The sequence below is a fragment of the Caballeronia sp. PC1 genome (genome assembly GCF_021353155.1).
GTDB lineage: Bacteria > Pseudomonadota > Gammaproteobacteria > Burkholderiales > Burkholderiaceae > Caballeronia > Caballeronia cordobensis.
The window spans coordinates 442,495-457,008 of the sequence record NZ_JAJUBH010000004.1 but is presented as its reverse complement, the minus strand read 5'-3'; the positions used below and the strand labels follow the sequence as shown (position 1 = coordinate 457,008).

General features: G+C 59.0%; 12 protein-coding genes and 2 pseudogenes. 4 read left to right on the top strand and 10 right to left on the bottom strand.

Annotated features, from left to right (window positions below):
- Positions 1 to 7 precede the first annotated feature (7 nt).
- Positions 8 to 1,270: a KUP/HAK/KT family potassium transporter gene (locus tag LY284_RS35420; protein WP_233391800.1), complete on the top strand. Its 1,263-nt coding sequence runs from the start codon at positions 8 to 10 to the stop codon at positions 1,268 to 1,270.
- Here the strand turns inward: LY284_RS35420 and istB are convergent.
- Together istB and istA are read right to left on the bottom strand one after the other, a co-directional pair.
- Entirely contained in the window at positions 1,213 to 1,980 is a 768-nt protein-coding gene (istB, locus tag LY284_RS35415; RefSeq protein WP_233392088.1) for an IS21-like element helper ATPase IstB, read from the bottom strand. The genes LY284_RS35420 and istB overlap by 58 nt on opposite strands.
- A 2-nt stretch (positions 1,981 to 1,982) precedes the next feature.
- Positions 1,983 to 3,561: pseudogene (istA, locus tag LY284_RS35410) on the bottom strand (IS21 family transposase).
- A 141-nt stretch (positions 3,562 to 3,702) separates the two neighbouring features.
- Here istA and LY284_RS35405 point away from each other — a divergent pair.
- Positions 3,703 to 4,410: pseudogene (locus LY284_RS35405) on the top strand (transposase); the annotation flags it as partial.
- A gap of 479 nt (positions 4,411 to 4,889) precedes the next feature.
- Here LY284_RS35405 and LY284_RS35400 read toward each other — a convergent pair.
- A complete protein-coding gene (locus LY284_RS35400) occupies positions 4,890 to 5,105 on the bottom strand; it encodes a hypothetical protein (RefSeq protein WP_233391798.1) in 216 nt (71 codons plus the stop codon).
- Between the two features lie 285 nt (positions 5,106 to 5,390).
- Between LY284_RS35400 and LY284_RS35395 the strand changes: the two genes are divergently transcribed.
- Entirely contained in the window at positions 5,391 to 6,101 is a 711-nt protein-coding gene (locus LY284_RS35395; protein WP_375294344.1) for a hypothetical protein, read from the top strand.
- Positions 6,102 to 6,945: 844 nt separating this feature from the next.
- Here LY284_RS35395 and LY284_RS35390 read toward each other — a convergent pair.
- The 7 genes from LY284_RS35390 to LY284_RS35360 all read right to left on the bottom strand — a co-directional run bounded on the left by LY284_RS35390 (position 6,946) and on the right by LY284_RS35360 (position 13,929).
- Positions 6,946 to 7,785, bottom strand: coding sequence for a hypothetical protein (locus tag LY284_RS35390; RefSeq protein ID WP_233391788.1), 840 nt, complete (start codon positions 7,783 to 7,785; stop codon positions 6,946 to 6,948).
- A gap of 36 nt (positions 7,786 to 7,821) precedes the next feature.
- Positions 7,822 to 9,297 carry an alkaline phosphatase D family protein gene (locus tag LY284_RS35385; protein ID WP_014253316.1) on the bottom strand — a complete coding sequence of 492 codons (1,476 nt, stop codon included), beginning with the start codon at positions 9,295 to 9,297 and terminating at the stop codon, positions 7,822 to 7,824.
- Positions 9,294 to 10,151 (bottom strand): lipase family protein, encoded by an 858-nt coding sequence (locus LY284_RS35380; protein WP_014253317.1) that lies wholly within the window; start codon positions 10,149 to 10,151, stop codon positions 9,294 to 9,296. The genes LY284_RS35385 and LY284_RS35380 overlap by 4 nt, the downstream gene beginning before the upstream one ends.
- Before the next feature lie 103 nt (positions 10,152 to 10,254).
- On the bottom strand, positions 10,255 to 11,010 hold the full coding sequence (locus LY284_RS35375) for a hypothetical protein (protein WP_233391786.1): 756 nt from the start codon (positions 11,008 to 11,010) through the stop codon (positions 10,255 to 10,257).
- A gap of 32 nt (positions 11,011 to 11,042) precedes the next feature.
- Positions 11,043 to 12,209, bottom strand: coding sequence for a hypothetical protein (locus LY284_RS35370; protein ID WP_233391782.1), 1,167 nt, complete (start codon positions 12,207 to 12,209; stop codon positions 11,043 to 11,045).
- 68 nt (positions 12,210 to 12,277) lie between these two features.
- Positions 12,278 to 12,733: a M15 family metallopeptidase gene (locus tag LY284_RS35365; protein ID WP_233391780.1), complete on the bottom strand. Its 456-nt coding sequence runs from the start codon at positions 12,731 to 12,733 to the stop codon at positions 12,278 to 12,280.
- A gap of 128 nt (positions 12,734 to 12,861) precedes the next feature.
- A complete protein-coding gene (locus LY284_RS35360) occupies positions 12,862 to 13,929 on the bottom strand; it encodes a hypothetical protein (RefSeq protein ID WP_233391778.1) in 1,068 nt (355 codons plus the stop codon).
- 297 nt (positions 13,930 to 14,226) lie between these two features.
- On the opposite strand from LY284_RS35360, the gene LY284_RS35355 reads away from it, so the two are divergent.
- Positions 14,227 to 14,400 (top strand): hypothetical protein, encoded by a 174-nt coding sequence (locus LY284_RS35355; RefSeq protein ID WP_233391777.1) that lies wholly within the window; start codon positions 14,227 to 14,229, stop codon positions 14,398 to 14,400.
- Positions 14,401 to 14,514: the final 114 nt, after the last annotated feature.

Sequence of the window (14,514 nt, the reverse complement as noted above, 5' to 3'; positions counted from 1 at the left end):
CACGACCATGCGCGACGCAGCCCCTAACCGCCGCTCGGTACGACAATCTGGCCTGATGTTGAGCGCCATCGGTGTCGTGTTCGGAGACATCGGCACGAGTCCGCTCTATACCTCCAGGGAGAGTCTGAAGGCTGCTGGCGGAGTTAGCGCGCTTACCGTATTCGGCATAGCGTCGCTCATTCTGTGGTCGATCATTGTGATCGTGACGCTGAAATACGTGTACTACGTGATGCGCGCTCATAATGAAGGTGAGGGCGGGATTCTGGCACTCACGGCTTTGGCCACCCGAGCCGTTACACCCCGATATCAGTCGGCCTTATTTGCGATCGGCGTGTTCGGAGCGGCGATGTTCTACGGCGACTCCATGATTACGCCGGCGATTTCAGTCTTGTCCGCAGTGGAAGGAATGACGTTGGTCGCGCCTCACCTTGATCGATGGACCGTCCCGGTCGCGCTTATCGTCTTGACCGGTCTTTTCAAGGCCCAACGGAGCGGCACGGGTTCGGTAGGCGCTTTATTTGGCCCGGTGATGTTGGTCTGGTTTGCAGTCCTCGCTCTGCTCGGGCTTCATCAAATCTCGATGAACCCAGTCGTTCTGCGCGCAGTCTCGCCCGCGTATGCGCTGAATTTCATCGGCCACGCGCCAGGGACCAGCTTTGTTGTATTGGGCTGCGTCTTTCTTGCGCTGACGGGTGCTGAAGCACTTTATGCAGATATGGGGCACTTCGGCGGAGGGGTGATTCGTCGCGGGTGGCTGACGTTGGTCATGCCAAGCCTTCTTTTGAATTACTTTGGACAGGCCGCGCTCGTGCTCTCGCGGCCCGCCGCTGCGTCCCAACCCTTCTTTGAAGCCGCGCCTTCCTGGGCGCTCGGGCCGCTCGTCGTGCTCGCGCCGGCAGCCACGATTATCGCGTCGCAAGCCGTGATATCGGGCGCGTTCTCAATGACCAAGCAGGCCATTCAGCTCGGCTTTCTTCCGCGCATGACAGTGATCCATACTTCCCGCCATGAGATTGGACAGATCTACGTTCCGTTCATCAATGGCGTACTTTTTGTAGCGGTGCTCCTCCTTGTCGTCGCGTTCAGGTCATCGGACAATCTGGCCGCCGCGTACGGGATCGCGGTTGCGTCGACGATGGTGCTCACCCCAGATGGGCAGTTCAAACTCCTCCACCTGTGGGCGGCTAAATTCCCCCAGGCAGGACCAGTGGATTATGCGTCGGATTCCTCAGTGACGGCAAGCCTGGTCGCTGCTTCCCGGAGGCGATAACTCTTTCCTTCAAACTCGAGTAGTTTGGAGCGATGCAGGAGACGGTCAAGAATCGTCGAGGCCATGGTGCTGTCGCGAAGGTAGCGCCCCCAGTCCTGGACGATGCGGTTGGATGTGACGAGAATGCTGCGGCGATGCTTGTATCGTTGGTGAACAAGGGTCTGCAGCAGTTCGGCTGCGGCATCAGGGATGCGTTTGGCGAGGAACAGATCGTCAAGCACGAGGAGTTCGGGCTCAACGAGTGCCTTGAGCAGACGGTCCTGATCGGCCCGTGTTTCCACAGCATAGCCGGCGAACACGGTGTCGGACTCGACGTAGCGCACCTTCATTCCCTGCAGGGTGGCGTTGTAGGCGATGGCCTTGGCGACGTGGCTTTTGCCGGTGCCCGTTTTTCCTATCAGCAATGCGTTGTCGCTGTCGGCGACGAACTTCAGGGTGTGTAACTCGAAGCAAGCCCGACGAGGTACTTTGGGGTTGAAGGACCAGTCGAAGTCACTCAAGGTTTTTCGCTCGTCCAGACCGGACTGCTGGTAACGTCGTTCGAGAAGCCTGGATTGCCGCCGATCGAGCTCGTCCTGCAGAATCATGGAGAAGGTTTCGAGGAACGGCTGCTGGCTGGCCTGGGCTTGCAGCACCCTGGTTTCCAGCGTCGCGCTGATGCCAGACAGACGCAGTTCGCGCAGGGCGCGGTCAATTTCAGCGAGGCTCATGCTCAAGGGAGATCTCCGTTGGGTGATGACATGGCGGCGCTATGACTGGCGCCGAGGGTGAACAGGTCGGCATAGTCGTCGCCGTCCCGGATGAGGTGATGTTCCTGAGTCAAGGGCAGTTCGCCCTGAAGGGGCGTGTCCAGGTCAGCCAGCGCCTGCTCCAGCAGACGCTCGGTCAGCGCTTTGACCTGCTTGTAGCTGGTCACACCTTCTCTCATGGCGATCTCGCACGCCGAATCGATCAGGCGGCGGGGGTACCGACGGACGAGACCGACGATGCCCCCAGAGCTTGCGCTGACCGATTCGTCCTTCGGTGTCGAACAGTTGCTGACACAAACGCTCGGCGGACGGCCCGATCGCCTTTGCCTGCAACAGGATGCGGCGCGTTTCCCGAGAGGGATTGAACGGTCGCTCATCCTGCGGCAACACCACCGATCCCGGCTTGTCGGCCAGAACGTGCGTGCGCAGCAATGCCTGTGTCTGGAGGTTACGGACTTCCAGGCGACGGGCAAACTTGCGCACGAGCACCCGGCTGCCGATGGGAGCCGGTCGGGCGGCGTAACTGCTGTGATCCACCCGTACGCATGTGTCGTCGCAGACCGTGTAGACCTTGTCGATGAAGTATTCGAAGCCGCGTGCGGGCAAGGCACGCAGATGGGGGCGCTCTTCCTCGAACATCGCCTGAACCTGGCGGCGGGTGCTGCCGTGGATCCTTCTGGCCGCCCAGTTCGATTCCCATTGATCAAGGAAGGCGTTTTGCTCCTCGATCGATTCGAATCGTCGCCCCTTCAGGGCCGTGCCCTGGGTGTGCTGGATTGCGCTCTCGACGGTGCCCTTGCGATTCGGATCCCGTACGCGGGCTGGGTCCGCCACTACGCCGTAGTGAGCGAGCATGGCGGCATACACTGGATTGAGCTCCGGCTCGTACAGGTCCGGTTTGACTACGCCTTCCTTCAGATTGTCCAGAACGACGTATTGCGTGACGCCACCAAAGTGACGCCAGGCCTGCTCGTGCAGTTCAGCCCAGACCTGTTTGCTGGACTTCCACACGACGCGGCGGAAGCTGCGCCGCGAGTAACGCAGCGTCATTACGAACAGCCGGGGCTTGCGGTATCGGTTGGTGCCCGGCACCCTGGTCAGGGCGCCTTCGCCATAGTCAACCTGCGCCTCTTCGCCAGGCATGAAGTCCAGCCGGTCGAACTGGGCCGGCTCGTGCCGACGCATTGTCCGGACGAACCTCTTGACGCTGTCGTATCCGGCGGCAAAGCCGAATCGGTCCACCAGATCCTGGTAGATGGCCATGGCATTGCGCCGAAGCCACAACTGAGCCTCTATGAACCCCCGGTGAGGCTCGCAAGCTGATATCTGGCTGCCCTTTGTCGGTGGGCATGGTGGAGGAATTTGCAGCGCGGAGCCGGTGGGCACCGTGGGGGAATTTGCTTGCGCCGCTGCGAATTGCTCTTGGTACTTGCGAATCGTCTTCCGATCAACCCCGGTAACCCGGGCGATTTCCCGCTGACATTTGCCCGCGGCGACGAGTGTGGCGATGGTTGTTTGCAGATGCGGCTTCAAGACGTTCACTCCAGCCACCCCTCTTGTTCATTCTTCGAGAGGTGCACGGTAACGTCCTGCCAGACCGCGTCAGCATCATGCTCCGCGTGTCTCTAGGTGGGGGATTTCGAGGTGCCCACAGGTGGGGGAATTTGCCCGCCCATCGGGGACCAAATCAGCCGGTACGCACACGCCAAGCAATACAAGCGCATGAAGAAGGCGTTGCGCACGTTGCGTTCGCGCGTTGGCCGCGTCATGCGTGACGTCGAACGCCAACTCAGCTCGACGAGCGATAGCAGCCAAGGCGCGTTGCAAGAGTTGATTGGCCGCACCAAACGAATTCTGTCGCAAAAGCAGAAGGACAAGAACAAGCTGTACGCACTGCACGCCCCGGAAGTCGAATGTCTAGCCAAAGGTAAGGCACGCAAGCCCTACGAGTTCGGCGTGAAAGTGTCGATCACGACGACCCACAAGGAGGGGCTCGTGGTCGGCACTCGCTCGATGCCCGGAAATCCCTACGACGGCCACACGCTGGCCGAGGCATTGGAGCAGGCAGCGATCCTGAGCGACGTGAAGCCGGAAGTCGCCATCGTTGATCGTGGCTACAAGGGAGTGGCTGTCGACGGCGTAAAGATCTATCACCCAGGATTGAGGCGCGGTATTACGCGCGGGCTGCGAGCGATGATCCGAAGGCGCAGTGCGATCGAGCCCGCCATCGGCCACATGAAGGCGGACGGAAAACTCGATCGGAACTGGCTCAAAGGCACCCTCGGCGACGCGATTCACGCGGTGCTGTGCGGTGCCGGCCACAACCTGCGCATGATCCTCAGAAAGCTGCGGTTTTATTGCGCCCTCGTCCTTCTCGCTTTACTCAAACGCTCAGCCGTACTGCCCTCGCCGCATGAGTGCCCGTACCACGCAAAACGAATTATTCAGGCCCGACTGGATAGTGATCGGGTAACCGGTGTAGGTCTGGTTGTACTGCGGCGCGGACGCGAACGGACTCGGGATTTCGTTGACGAACCAATCTGTCGGAACGTCCGTCTCGTTCGGGTACGGATAGGCGATGACTTGCGTATTGCCGAGGGCGGACGTCGGGTTGCCGAAGTCGATGTTGAACGCCCCCCACGTCGAGCTGGAGGCGCTACCCACTCCCATGCTTGCGAAGTTGTCGAGCATGAGGACGCGGTGATACGGAGCGTCGAAGAGCCCCCTGACGCCCACGAGAGAGTCAGTGAATGCGCGCACATCGCCGGCTGACGTTACCTCGCCCCAGGTCTAATAGCTGCCTTGCTTGTCGATCCGGTCGCCGGGGGACGCACCGGTGAATCCCGGCAAGCCAGCAGTCTCGCCATGGCTCAAGACGGAGTTGTCGGCAAGATAAACAGCCTGGTTTCCTGAGAGGAAATGATGGAGATATCGTTTGGGTGAATCTTGTTTTCCTTGGCAATCTCAATGATGGTGCCCGCCAGTTGCCCTAGATTTGCTCTGTCGAAGACACCGTAGGCTTGAACGCCTACACTGGCGAGACTCAACTGGAAGGACTCGTCCGAATCAAGCTCGTAGTCTCTCAAAAGGAAACTGCGTTGGAAGGATCCCTCACAGACGACTCTGTCCTGAGGACCGCGATCCCAACGTTGCTATGTTGAAGGCGATGCTCCGCCGTAGTACCGGAACAATTAAGCATTCGCATATCTCGGATTCAGAGTCTATACCGTTAGCAGCTCGTAACATACAACGCGACTAGCGCAGAGGCCTACATGACACGCTGTTTCCTTTCTGCCGCACTGTTCTCGTTAGTATGCGTCGCACACGCACAAGAAGTGTGTCGTTTTGAGAAGTGGCAAGTATATAACGGAGTGCAGTTGTTGAAAGAGCCACAGACTGGCTCATACGTGTTCGTGGTACGCCATGCGAAGGTAGACGCTGACGGAGCGCCGAACGCTTACCATCCTGATGACGTCGGGCTTAACTGTATCCGAGATACGGGCTTTAGGGGATTGGATTGCCCAGCCAATGGTGGATACCCGTCTCAAGACTGGTGGCGCTCGGCGATTGTCCCGGACCCGCACAACAAAAACGTCGGCTATATCCAACCAAGCGGGGAGTTCAAAGGATTTTTCGTCTCTCAGACCTCATTGAAGGATGCTCAAAAGTCTGACCTTGATCCGACGAAGTACGTGAATGCGGCCACGGTGCCATATCTTGTCTTCCCCGGTAAGTTTAATAGGCTTTCTGGAACAGGAACGCTCGGCGACGCCGGCTACGCATTCAACCTGGACAACGGGAAAGTTTCACCGTTCATCGTAGCCGAGATCGGCCCGTCCGACGCGACCTTAGGCGAGATGTCGATTGCGCTGGGTACCGCATTGGGGGGCAACAATCCGAACCCGAGAACCGGTTCGGGGACTCCCCAAGGCAACATGGTGTTTGTCGTTTTCCCGCGGTCCAAAGCATCGCCATCGTGGCCCGTCGCACCGGCAAAACTCGAATCGGAAGCAGTGACCCGTTTGAATCAGCTTGGGGGAGTCGAGATGCTGAAGTCATGCGCAAGCAAGATATCTCGGTAGTAGATCGAGGTCCCTTTGACGTGGGCGTTGACTGTGAGCCACCATGCCCGCAGGTGCTGTGGCCGCCTGGACGCGATCTTTGCAGGTCCTAGCAGACGACGTTCAGAACGGTTTGGCGTACCCGGGTCGACAGCAGGCGGTGAGCGCATTGCCTCAGCGCCCAAAAATTGTTCTAGGTAGCTCACCGCTATGACGGCCTCATGGGCGCGCAGGCATCTCGATATCGAAACAATGTTCGCCATCGTCCCGCTCGCAAAGTAGTGAATCGCCCCATCGAATTTTGCTCCCAGTCGGGGCCTAGATCCGATTTGTAGCGTCGGAATGACGGGTGAGCGTCGAACGGGTCTCGAGGCCAGGCTTACGTGAAACGAGCTGACGAGTGACCCTTGATCGCAGTGCCCCGCATGACGGCGAGCGCTGGCGCCTCGGCCTTATGCGAAGCTTTTCATATTGAAATTCTGTCGAGTTCTCGATAGCGTAGCCCGCCGCCGACCCAGTGCTTGACAGACCCTGTCCACAAACGACCCAGCTTCTTTCCATAATCAACGGCTAGGCATAATCGGCCTTAGCGGACGTTCGACCAGTCCTTCTTGACCGTGGGCAGTATAGCGAGCTGCCGCCACTTAGGGCTTTGTGCATCGGATGGCCGTTTCGTGGATTCGCCAACTCATACGCACGTTCAGTGCGGCGGCAATAGCAATTGCTGATGACGTCCGGTAAACGACTGTTCTCCGACAGCCGTCTGCGGGTGTGACCCACTGTCGCTCTGAGCTCGACACTAATGCTCGTGTCGGATTAGGCGACCGACGTTAATACTGCGAATCGACGCTTTCTTGGGCCACGATCACCGATGATCTGTTCGAGCCGCTTTTGCGACACGCGCCCGCTTGGGAGGAACCGGCGCAGCCTGGCTCGGCGAAGTTCCCGGCTCCTGAATCGGGTAAGAGTGGGGCGTCCAGTATCGGCCGATCGGTTCGCGTCCGTTGAACTCCGCGAAGTACGCGTGCCAGTAGCTCGCAGCCGACCATATCGCTTCGGGACAGGACGCGCGCGATTCGAGGCCAGGCGTGAGATCGAAATTGGCCGCCGCGCAGACGGTCTCGATCATGCACGTCGACGGCAAGCCATAGTTCTCGTGAAGCGGATTCGGCGTTCGCGCAGCGCCCCACGCAAACGCGAGCCAGCGCAGGACGTGTTCGAGTGCATCGAGCGTCGAGCGCGATTGCTTGAAGCGTTCCACCTTTTCGAGCACATCGTTCTGCTTGACGGGCATGGCAACGACCGCGATGTTGGGATAGCGCTTCGGGTCGTCGAAGTCGATCAGCGGACGTTCCACCACGCCGTTCACACGAGCCGCGAAGGCCGGGCCTTCAGGCTGATGCAACGGAACATGAGTCGCTTTCGCTCCATCGAGCGTATTGCCTTGCAGATTGACGAGAATCGATTCGGACCAGAAGGATGGCAGCATGTCCGGGCGCACGTGAGATTGCGCAACGCGCAAGCGGAATGCGAGTGTGTCCGAGCCGCCAAGCAGAACGATATAGGTAGACCGTTCCGGACCGCCGGATTTCATCGCGCTGACCGCGCGTTCTCCCCATGCGGTGTTGGTCTCGTCCTCCGCGCGTTCGAGCTTAGCGAAGTGAGGATTGGAATCGGTGGATGTCGAGCGTGCTAGCTTTAGCATGTTCAGACTCGCTAGTGAGTTGAGTATCTTCTTGCGCTATACGGGATCGCGCATCCGAAGTTCGAACCGCTGCGACTGGTTCGAATGCGCGAGGGCTTTGTCATCGGAGATTCCGTAATAGCTCACTTGCATGTCGGCGCCGCTGCCGACGCGCGTGAACGAGACGATAGCGACCTGATCACCGCGCTGCTGACAGCCTGTCGCGCCCACGCGAATGCATCCATTCGGCCCGAAGAAGTGCGGCGGTTCTTCGGGCTCGCTGTGCCGCGGCCAATCGTCCTTGTCGCCGAAAATGCCCTTCGCCTTATTCCACTGTTCTTTCGCGGTGTCGAGAAGCGGCACGCGCAACAGCCTGGACGGCGACGCGATCACTTCATACAGCACCGCGCCGGTGCGCACGTCGGTGCCGAGCGCGACCCGGCCCCAGTGCACGTCGCCCGTCATGTAGACGACCGGAATTCCTTCGCCCGAGAGTTCCGCAATGGTCTGCTCGATAGCGGAAAACTGCTTGTAATTAGGCATTTCCGCGTCGATGCTATGCTTCCTCCACTCCGCGACGGGCGCATTGACGTACAACGCCTGACCCGAAACGAGCATGCCGACCGCCGGCCGATTTGCCTTGCGCGCCGCGATCAGATCGTCCTTCCATTGAGTCAGTGCAGCGCTTGCGCTGGCGCTCATCAGCGTGTCGAGCTGATTGTCGCGGTCGCATCGCAGGTCGATGAACAACATGCGCAATGGATCGACGTCGAGACGCCGGGCTCCGCCCGCTCCGCCGGGCGGTCCGCCAATCTGATAGTCCTCGTAAAGCGAGCGCGCTACGTCACCGAGCAGTTGGCGCGACGGCTCTAACCACGTATCCGGCAACTGCTTCTGGGCGAACGGATAGTTGTTCCAGAACTCGTGATCATCGGGAATGCAGATGACGGGCGCGCGCTCGAGCACTGCTTGCAACCCCGGCACGGCGAGCGCGCCGCTGAGCCAGTTCTTGCGATACTTCTGCGAAAGCGCCCGAGCGCGATCCGGATTGGCCGCGGGCACCATCTCGCCGAGCGGCAGGTCGAGATACACCTGATCGCCAGCCAGCACGGTCAGATGGGGCTGAACCTTGATTTGCGATACGACGGTCCCGAGAAGACCGCTTCTGTCTTCCGGTTGCGAATAACACGAAGAGAGCAATATGTTGAAACTGCCTTCGAGAACCGTCGGCACTTCTTCCGGCAGCGTCATCGTTGCGAATTCATGAGACTGACCGCCGGCTTCGATGCGAATCTGGTGCGGGCGCGACGCCTTCTCGACTTTGAAGCTGAGCACCGTCTGGTGATTCACTGGGTTGTTCCCGGCATCGACTGTGAGATCGCGAATCGGTCGAATATCTGGAGGCGCGAGCGGCGTGGCGAGCCTTCTGTCGATGAAGACCTGCGGCTCTGGCGGCGGCACTGCGTCGAAGAGGCCGATCCAAACCTTGAGGATGCCCGGCTCGCTCGCCTGGACGTATCCCGTCAGCATCATGCGAACACTCCTCGCACGTAATTGATCGGCGCATGATCCGCGAGATCGCGCAGCAATACATTACCGATCTTCCACGCGTAATTAAAAAAATACTCGCTGCGTGCGCTCGCCCGGTCCGACGCGACGCCCGCCGGGTCGATTACCGGATCGATCGCGCCCGATCGCGTGATGTACGTCATGTCGACGATATGTGTGTAGGCGGCGCCTTCAGGAGGAAGTTCCGTCACCACGTCGCAGCAATCGACGAGACGCGTGACTTCAAGGCCTCCGAAGCAGGCGGCGAAGGCGGCATCGCCTACGCGGGGTGAACCGAGCGTGATCAATTCGGTTGGCTGAAAGACCGTTGCGAGCAGCGTCGCTATGGCAGCGCCGAGACTATGACCGGTCAGCACCAATCGCTGGCGGGCAGCGCCTTCCTCGGCTAACCAGGCACGAACGGCTGTTTCGAGACTCGAAGCGGCTTTCGCGAATCCCGCATGCACTTTGCCCATTCCCGGCTTCCACGGCAGCCGGTTTGCGTGCAGGTCGGTCGCGAGATCCGATACTTCGTCCGGTTGAGTCCCGCGGAATGCGACGATAGCCATCCCATCGGTCGCGCGATATGCGGCGAACCCCGCGCTTCCTGTCTTCTCGTCGGCGAACGTTGCCGGTGCGGAGAATCCGATCGAACCGAATGCATTCGTCAGTTCCAGGCGAGCCCATTCGTCTGTCTCCGCGCGGATATAGGCTAGCCGTGCGGCTTCCACGGCAATCTGCAAAAGCGAATAATCGCGCGCTGGTTCGAAGCAAGTCGGGCGCGCCTCGGGAGAGTACAAGGCAAGACGAGACGGATCGTATTGGATGCGTGGGCTCATCTGTCGCGAACGTGTTGAACTCGACGTTGTCGTGAATGATAGGCGTTGGTAATGCTTGGCAACGACGCAATCAAAGCGCGATGTGCGTTACCGCACAGAGTCCTTATTGCTTGCGCGGCGAGCCGGACAACGCCGCGCCGACGCGGTCCAGTAAGGAGGGTGCGAACTTTTCGCTGAATCCGCAGAGGAAAGCAATCGTGAACATCATGCCGGACTTGCTCGCGCCCGAGAGATTCAACGGAATGAGATTTGTCGCGATGATCGCGTACGCGACCGACATGAACCCCATCGCGACGACGGGCTGCAGGGCGCCTGTCACCGCGACCATGCGCAAATCATCCTCTTCGACGAGATCGATGCTGCGCAGTCGCATCAGCAGGCTCGTGAGACTTCCGGCAAGGGCGAAGAAGCTCACGCCTACGAACATGTCCGAATCGGCAAGCTGCAAGAGATATATGCGGGTCGGCTCGCTATGCTGCAGCAAGAGAACGCACATCACGAAAAGCATCATCACGGCCGCTCCGCCTAGTGCTCCCAGAAAGAAGAAGTACTGGTTCGCGCTGCCCGCGCTATGAGCAAAGGCGGAGCACGCCTTGTCGTATTGCTTGCGCGCCTGCTCCGGGTCCGCACCATTGGCCGCAAGTCTTGTCACGCCAAGAAGCAGAATCACGATTTCGAGCGAACGCCGCGGGCTTCGCGCCTTGATCCTTTCGAGCAACGCTCTGGATGCGATGAGTAATGCTTCGTACTCAGAGCATCGATACGGCATGCGATCGAGCGCCTGCTCGCATTGCTCGATTGCGTTCGCCAATGCCGCATTGCTCTCATGAGCGTCGTTTGACAGGTTCACGGCGTTCACTATCGCTTCTCCAGAGTAAAGATTCTGACGGGCTAATAGGTGCCGGAGCAGAATTCATCGGCTGTCAGCACAGCCTTGATATTCACGCTGGCGTCTTTCCGGCCGACATATTCCGACACGCCGATATGATCGCGCGACAACGGATTCCAGTTGTAGGTCCAGCCCATCCCTGTGAACGGATAGCCGATTTCGCTGAACCCAGTGCTGTGCGCGGTCCACAGTTTCTCGATCACGTACTGGCTATCGTCGATATCGGCTTGCAATCGAGGCTTTGCGGCGGACGGAGACATCTCGCATGCGGACGTGGCGGTGTCAGTGCTGCTCACGCAAGGCCGAAAGAGATCGGCCTTCCTGATCTCCAGTACATAGGCTCTGGTGTTCTGCATTTCGTTGGCGGATCGATAGGGCGGCAGCCCTAATGCCTGCTGCACCGCGAGAAGCGAGTCCGCGGACCGCCGGCAGAGTGAAACGAGTTCGCTGGGATGAGATACCCATGTGGGTTTGGCAAGCTTGTTCTGACTGTCGACCGGCGGTCTGTTCGAGAACGTGACCATCTGGACCGGGTCGCTCACGATTGGCGCGAGCGGCACGCGCATCCCCGGCTTACGCACGGCAGCCTGTTCGATGGAACGGAGATATATTGCTTGCAATTGTTCGAATCCGGGGCTGCCGGACGCAGCGGTCGCAGCGCTCGCATTGGTAGCGCTAAGCGTCGTACCGGGTTCGTGCCTTGCATCGCGTGCGATGAGCCAGTGCGCGTCGCTGACGAGCATCCCGAGCAGCAATGCGACGACGAGTCCGATGCCGCGCCGTTCCCGTGCCGGGCTGCGCGCACGCGTACCGTGCCTGAACGGCGGTCCACCGCCCGTCTGAACCGCCTGAAGGTCGGACAGTCGAACATTGGCGGCCATGAGAGCCTGCGTCTTGTTGAATGCGCCTTTTACTGCGAGCACGATGGTGTCGTTCAATGTGCGATGCGTCGCTTCCGACAAGCCATGCTCCGCAATGCGCAGAAGCACGGTGCCCCGTACGGATATTCCGTCGCTGGGAGCCTCGAATTCGCATCGCACCGCGACGCTCGCGCCAAGCATCGACTGGATGTCCGTCTCACTGTAGCGGCTCAGTTCGCGAGCGTAGGCGTCGAAAGACGGTGGCGGGACAGCCGTGTCGAGAATGCCGCGCAAGGCGAACACGAGCACTTCGGGATTCGATGCCATGGGACCTCCGGCCAAAAGTTGAAGCACTGGTGCGCACTGCGAACCTGCAATCAGTAGTGCGCCGCAAACTGGAAGTGCATCGGATCCTTTCGTCCGTTGAAGTCCCCGCCATAGAAGAAGCCGCATTCTTTGAAGGTATCGACGACTTCTTGCGGGAAGCGCTCCTTGCTTCCCAGCGGGTACTTGTGCGGCTCCAGATCGATTGCTATACCCCAGGAATGGGTCGAAGCATGAGAGGGCGAATTACGGATGCTGCGACGTGCATAGATGCCGCCATAGTTCTGGACAAAGTTGTCGACGTTTCTTCGCTGTAGCAGCGAGAACGCCTTGATGAAGTTGTCGCAGAGAAGATAATGACAGCGTGCGCGCAAGACCTTCTTGCCATCGTAGAACAGCGGATAAGGAAGTTCGAAAGGCACGATATAACGCGACGCGAAGTTGGGTACGTCGAGACTTCCGAACGTGCTGATTACTTCATCGAGGCCTGCAGGTGTGTGGTTCAGCATGTCTCCCTCCATCGCGTTCAGAGTCATATTGCGACGGTCGAATGCGCGTCGAACGTCGCTACAGGAAAGGCTGGCCGGATCGATTGCCCGTCAGGACCAGAGGGTTGAACTCTTCGGTTTGGTTACGTCTAGTTCTTGCGGACGCTGCTTTGCAGGTCCGCGTCGTTGCCGCGAGGCGGTGCAACAACGGGCGTGTGCGGTGCGTCGCCGCCTTTGTTATCAGGCTTGCTCCCGAAGGACGGTTTTACGGCCTTCGGCTGAAGTCCTTCGACGATCGACCGAATTTGCAGAAGGATCAACTCCGACGCAAATCCCGACATGAAGGACAGCGCAATGGCAGTGCTCATCGAGTTTGGTGAGAGTGCATGAAACGCAACCACCGCGATAAATCCGGCGCTGATCAGCTGCATGATCTGAAAGACGACGACCTCGCGCGTTTCGAGCTGGGAAAGCGCCGTGATCTCTCCCTCGGGAACGAAGTGCGCCTCGCTTCGCTTCTGGTATTCGGGTATTCGCCGCGTCAGACTCACTGCGCCGCCGACCAGTGCGAGCAACACGACATAGAAGGGCACGACGAAACCGCCCTTGACCACGTTGTATCGCGCGCGGCCGCCGGGCGGATCGGTATCCACGACGAGGCCATTGAATCCGCCGATGGTGACGAGCCACGGATATGCATTGCCCTCCGTGGCGGGGTTGCCCGATCGTACCGTCGAAAAATACGACTCCTCGCCACGGACGCAGCTTACTGCGCGCGGCACGGAATTATCGGCGGCAGACTCCGGCACGACGCAACCCCGTATCAGGCTGATCGGTCCGAGTATCTCGGGCTGCCACGGATTGGCGACTGGAATCATGAGTACGACGAATGAGGTGATAGTGAACGAGTACGCGAACCGGAAGCTTTGCCGGCGCTTGTCGTCGCTCGGCTCGCCTGTGAAACACGCGATAAACCATGTGGAAAAGGCGAGCGTCAGAAGGATGAAGACGACGAAAGGGATGATCGTCAGAAAGCTTTGCCAGAAGGGTGCGTTGCTTTGCTTGACCGCGCCAAAGATGGCGGAAACGGATGATGCGATCACGAAGAGGAAGAGGAAAGCAAAAACCAGAAGCGGTATGTTCGACTCCCAGTTGTCGAGAATAGACGTCCAGCGCGGTTCCCTTTCTTCGTCAAGATCCGGGTCGAACTCGCTCATTTTTTTGCTCCGCGCATGTTAATTGACATCTCTAGAATCGTCGATCGCACCCCGAGAAAGTGCACACTGGGACAGCGTAACGCTCGACGGTCCATGCATGTAGGACGAGCGGACCGGCTAATTTTCGAAATGCATTCGCGGAAAAGAAGTACCACCTCAAAAAATCGAAATGGTCTGCTTATTCGATCAAAACACTCTGCTTCGCCCTAAGATCATTGATCTTGCGATGGAGGCCGATCGCTCTTTTGAGAAGCGATCGGAGCTGTAACGATCTTCCTCGCGAATGAAGTGGAGGAGATGATGAAAGATTGGCGCTCCTTCGAAAGGAAGGTTCGCTTCAATTGGATGATTGAGGAGGACGGCAATGATATTCTTAGAAGTTATCTCGCAGACGATGACCGGGATGATCTTTTGTCTTCTTTCAGCACCGATCGCGTTTATGATATTGACGACGCCGATTTAAGCGGCTGAAGTACTCAACTCAGTTGTGCGATCCACAGACATCGTTTCTCTTTCGTGGAGATCGTTTTCGCGGGCAAAGCCCGAGCCGACGGCCGGCTCCTCGCCAGTTATGAAAACGCCCGC

Bases quoted from the DNA above. Each gene is read 5' to 3' on its own strand.
- LY284_RS35420 (WP_233391800.1), top strand. From the start codon at position 8: ATGCGCGACGCAGCCCCTAACCGCCGCTCGGTACGACAATCTGGCCTG.
- istB (WP_233392088.1), bottom strand. From the start codon at position 1,980: ATGAGCCTCGCTGAAATTGACCGCGCCCTGCGCGAACTGCGTCTGTCT.
- LY284_RS35390 (WP_233391788.1), bottom strand. From the start codon at position 7,785: ATGCTAAAGCTAGCACGCTCGACATCCACCGATTCCAATCCTCACTTC.
- LY284_RS35385 (WP_014253316.1), bottom strand. From the start codon at position 9,297: ATGATGCTGACGGGATACGTCCAGGCGAGCGAGCCGGGCATCCTCAAG.
- LY284_RS35380 (WP_014253317.1), bottom strand. From the start codon at position 10,151: ATGAGCCCACGCATCCAATACGATCCGTCTCGTCTTGCCTTGTACTCT.
- LY284_RS35365 (WP_233391780.1), bottom strand. From the start codon at position 12,733: ATGCTGAACCACACACCTGCAGGCCTCGATGAAGTAATCAGCACGTTC.
- LY284_RS35360 (WP_233391778.1), bottom strand. From the start codon at position 13,929: ATGAGCGAGTTCGACCCGGATCTTGACGAAGAAAGGGAACCGCGCTGG.
- LY284_RS35355 (WP_233391777.1), top strand. From the start codon at position 14,227: ATGATGAAAGATTGGCGCTCCTTCGAAAGGAAGGTTCGCTTCAATTGG.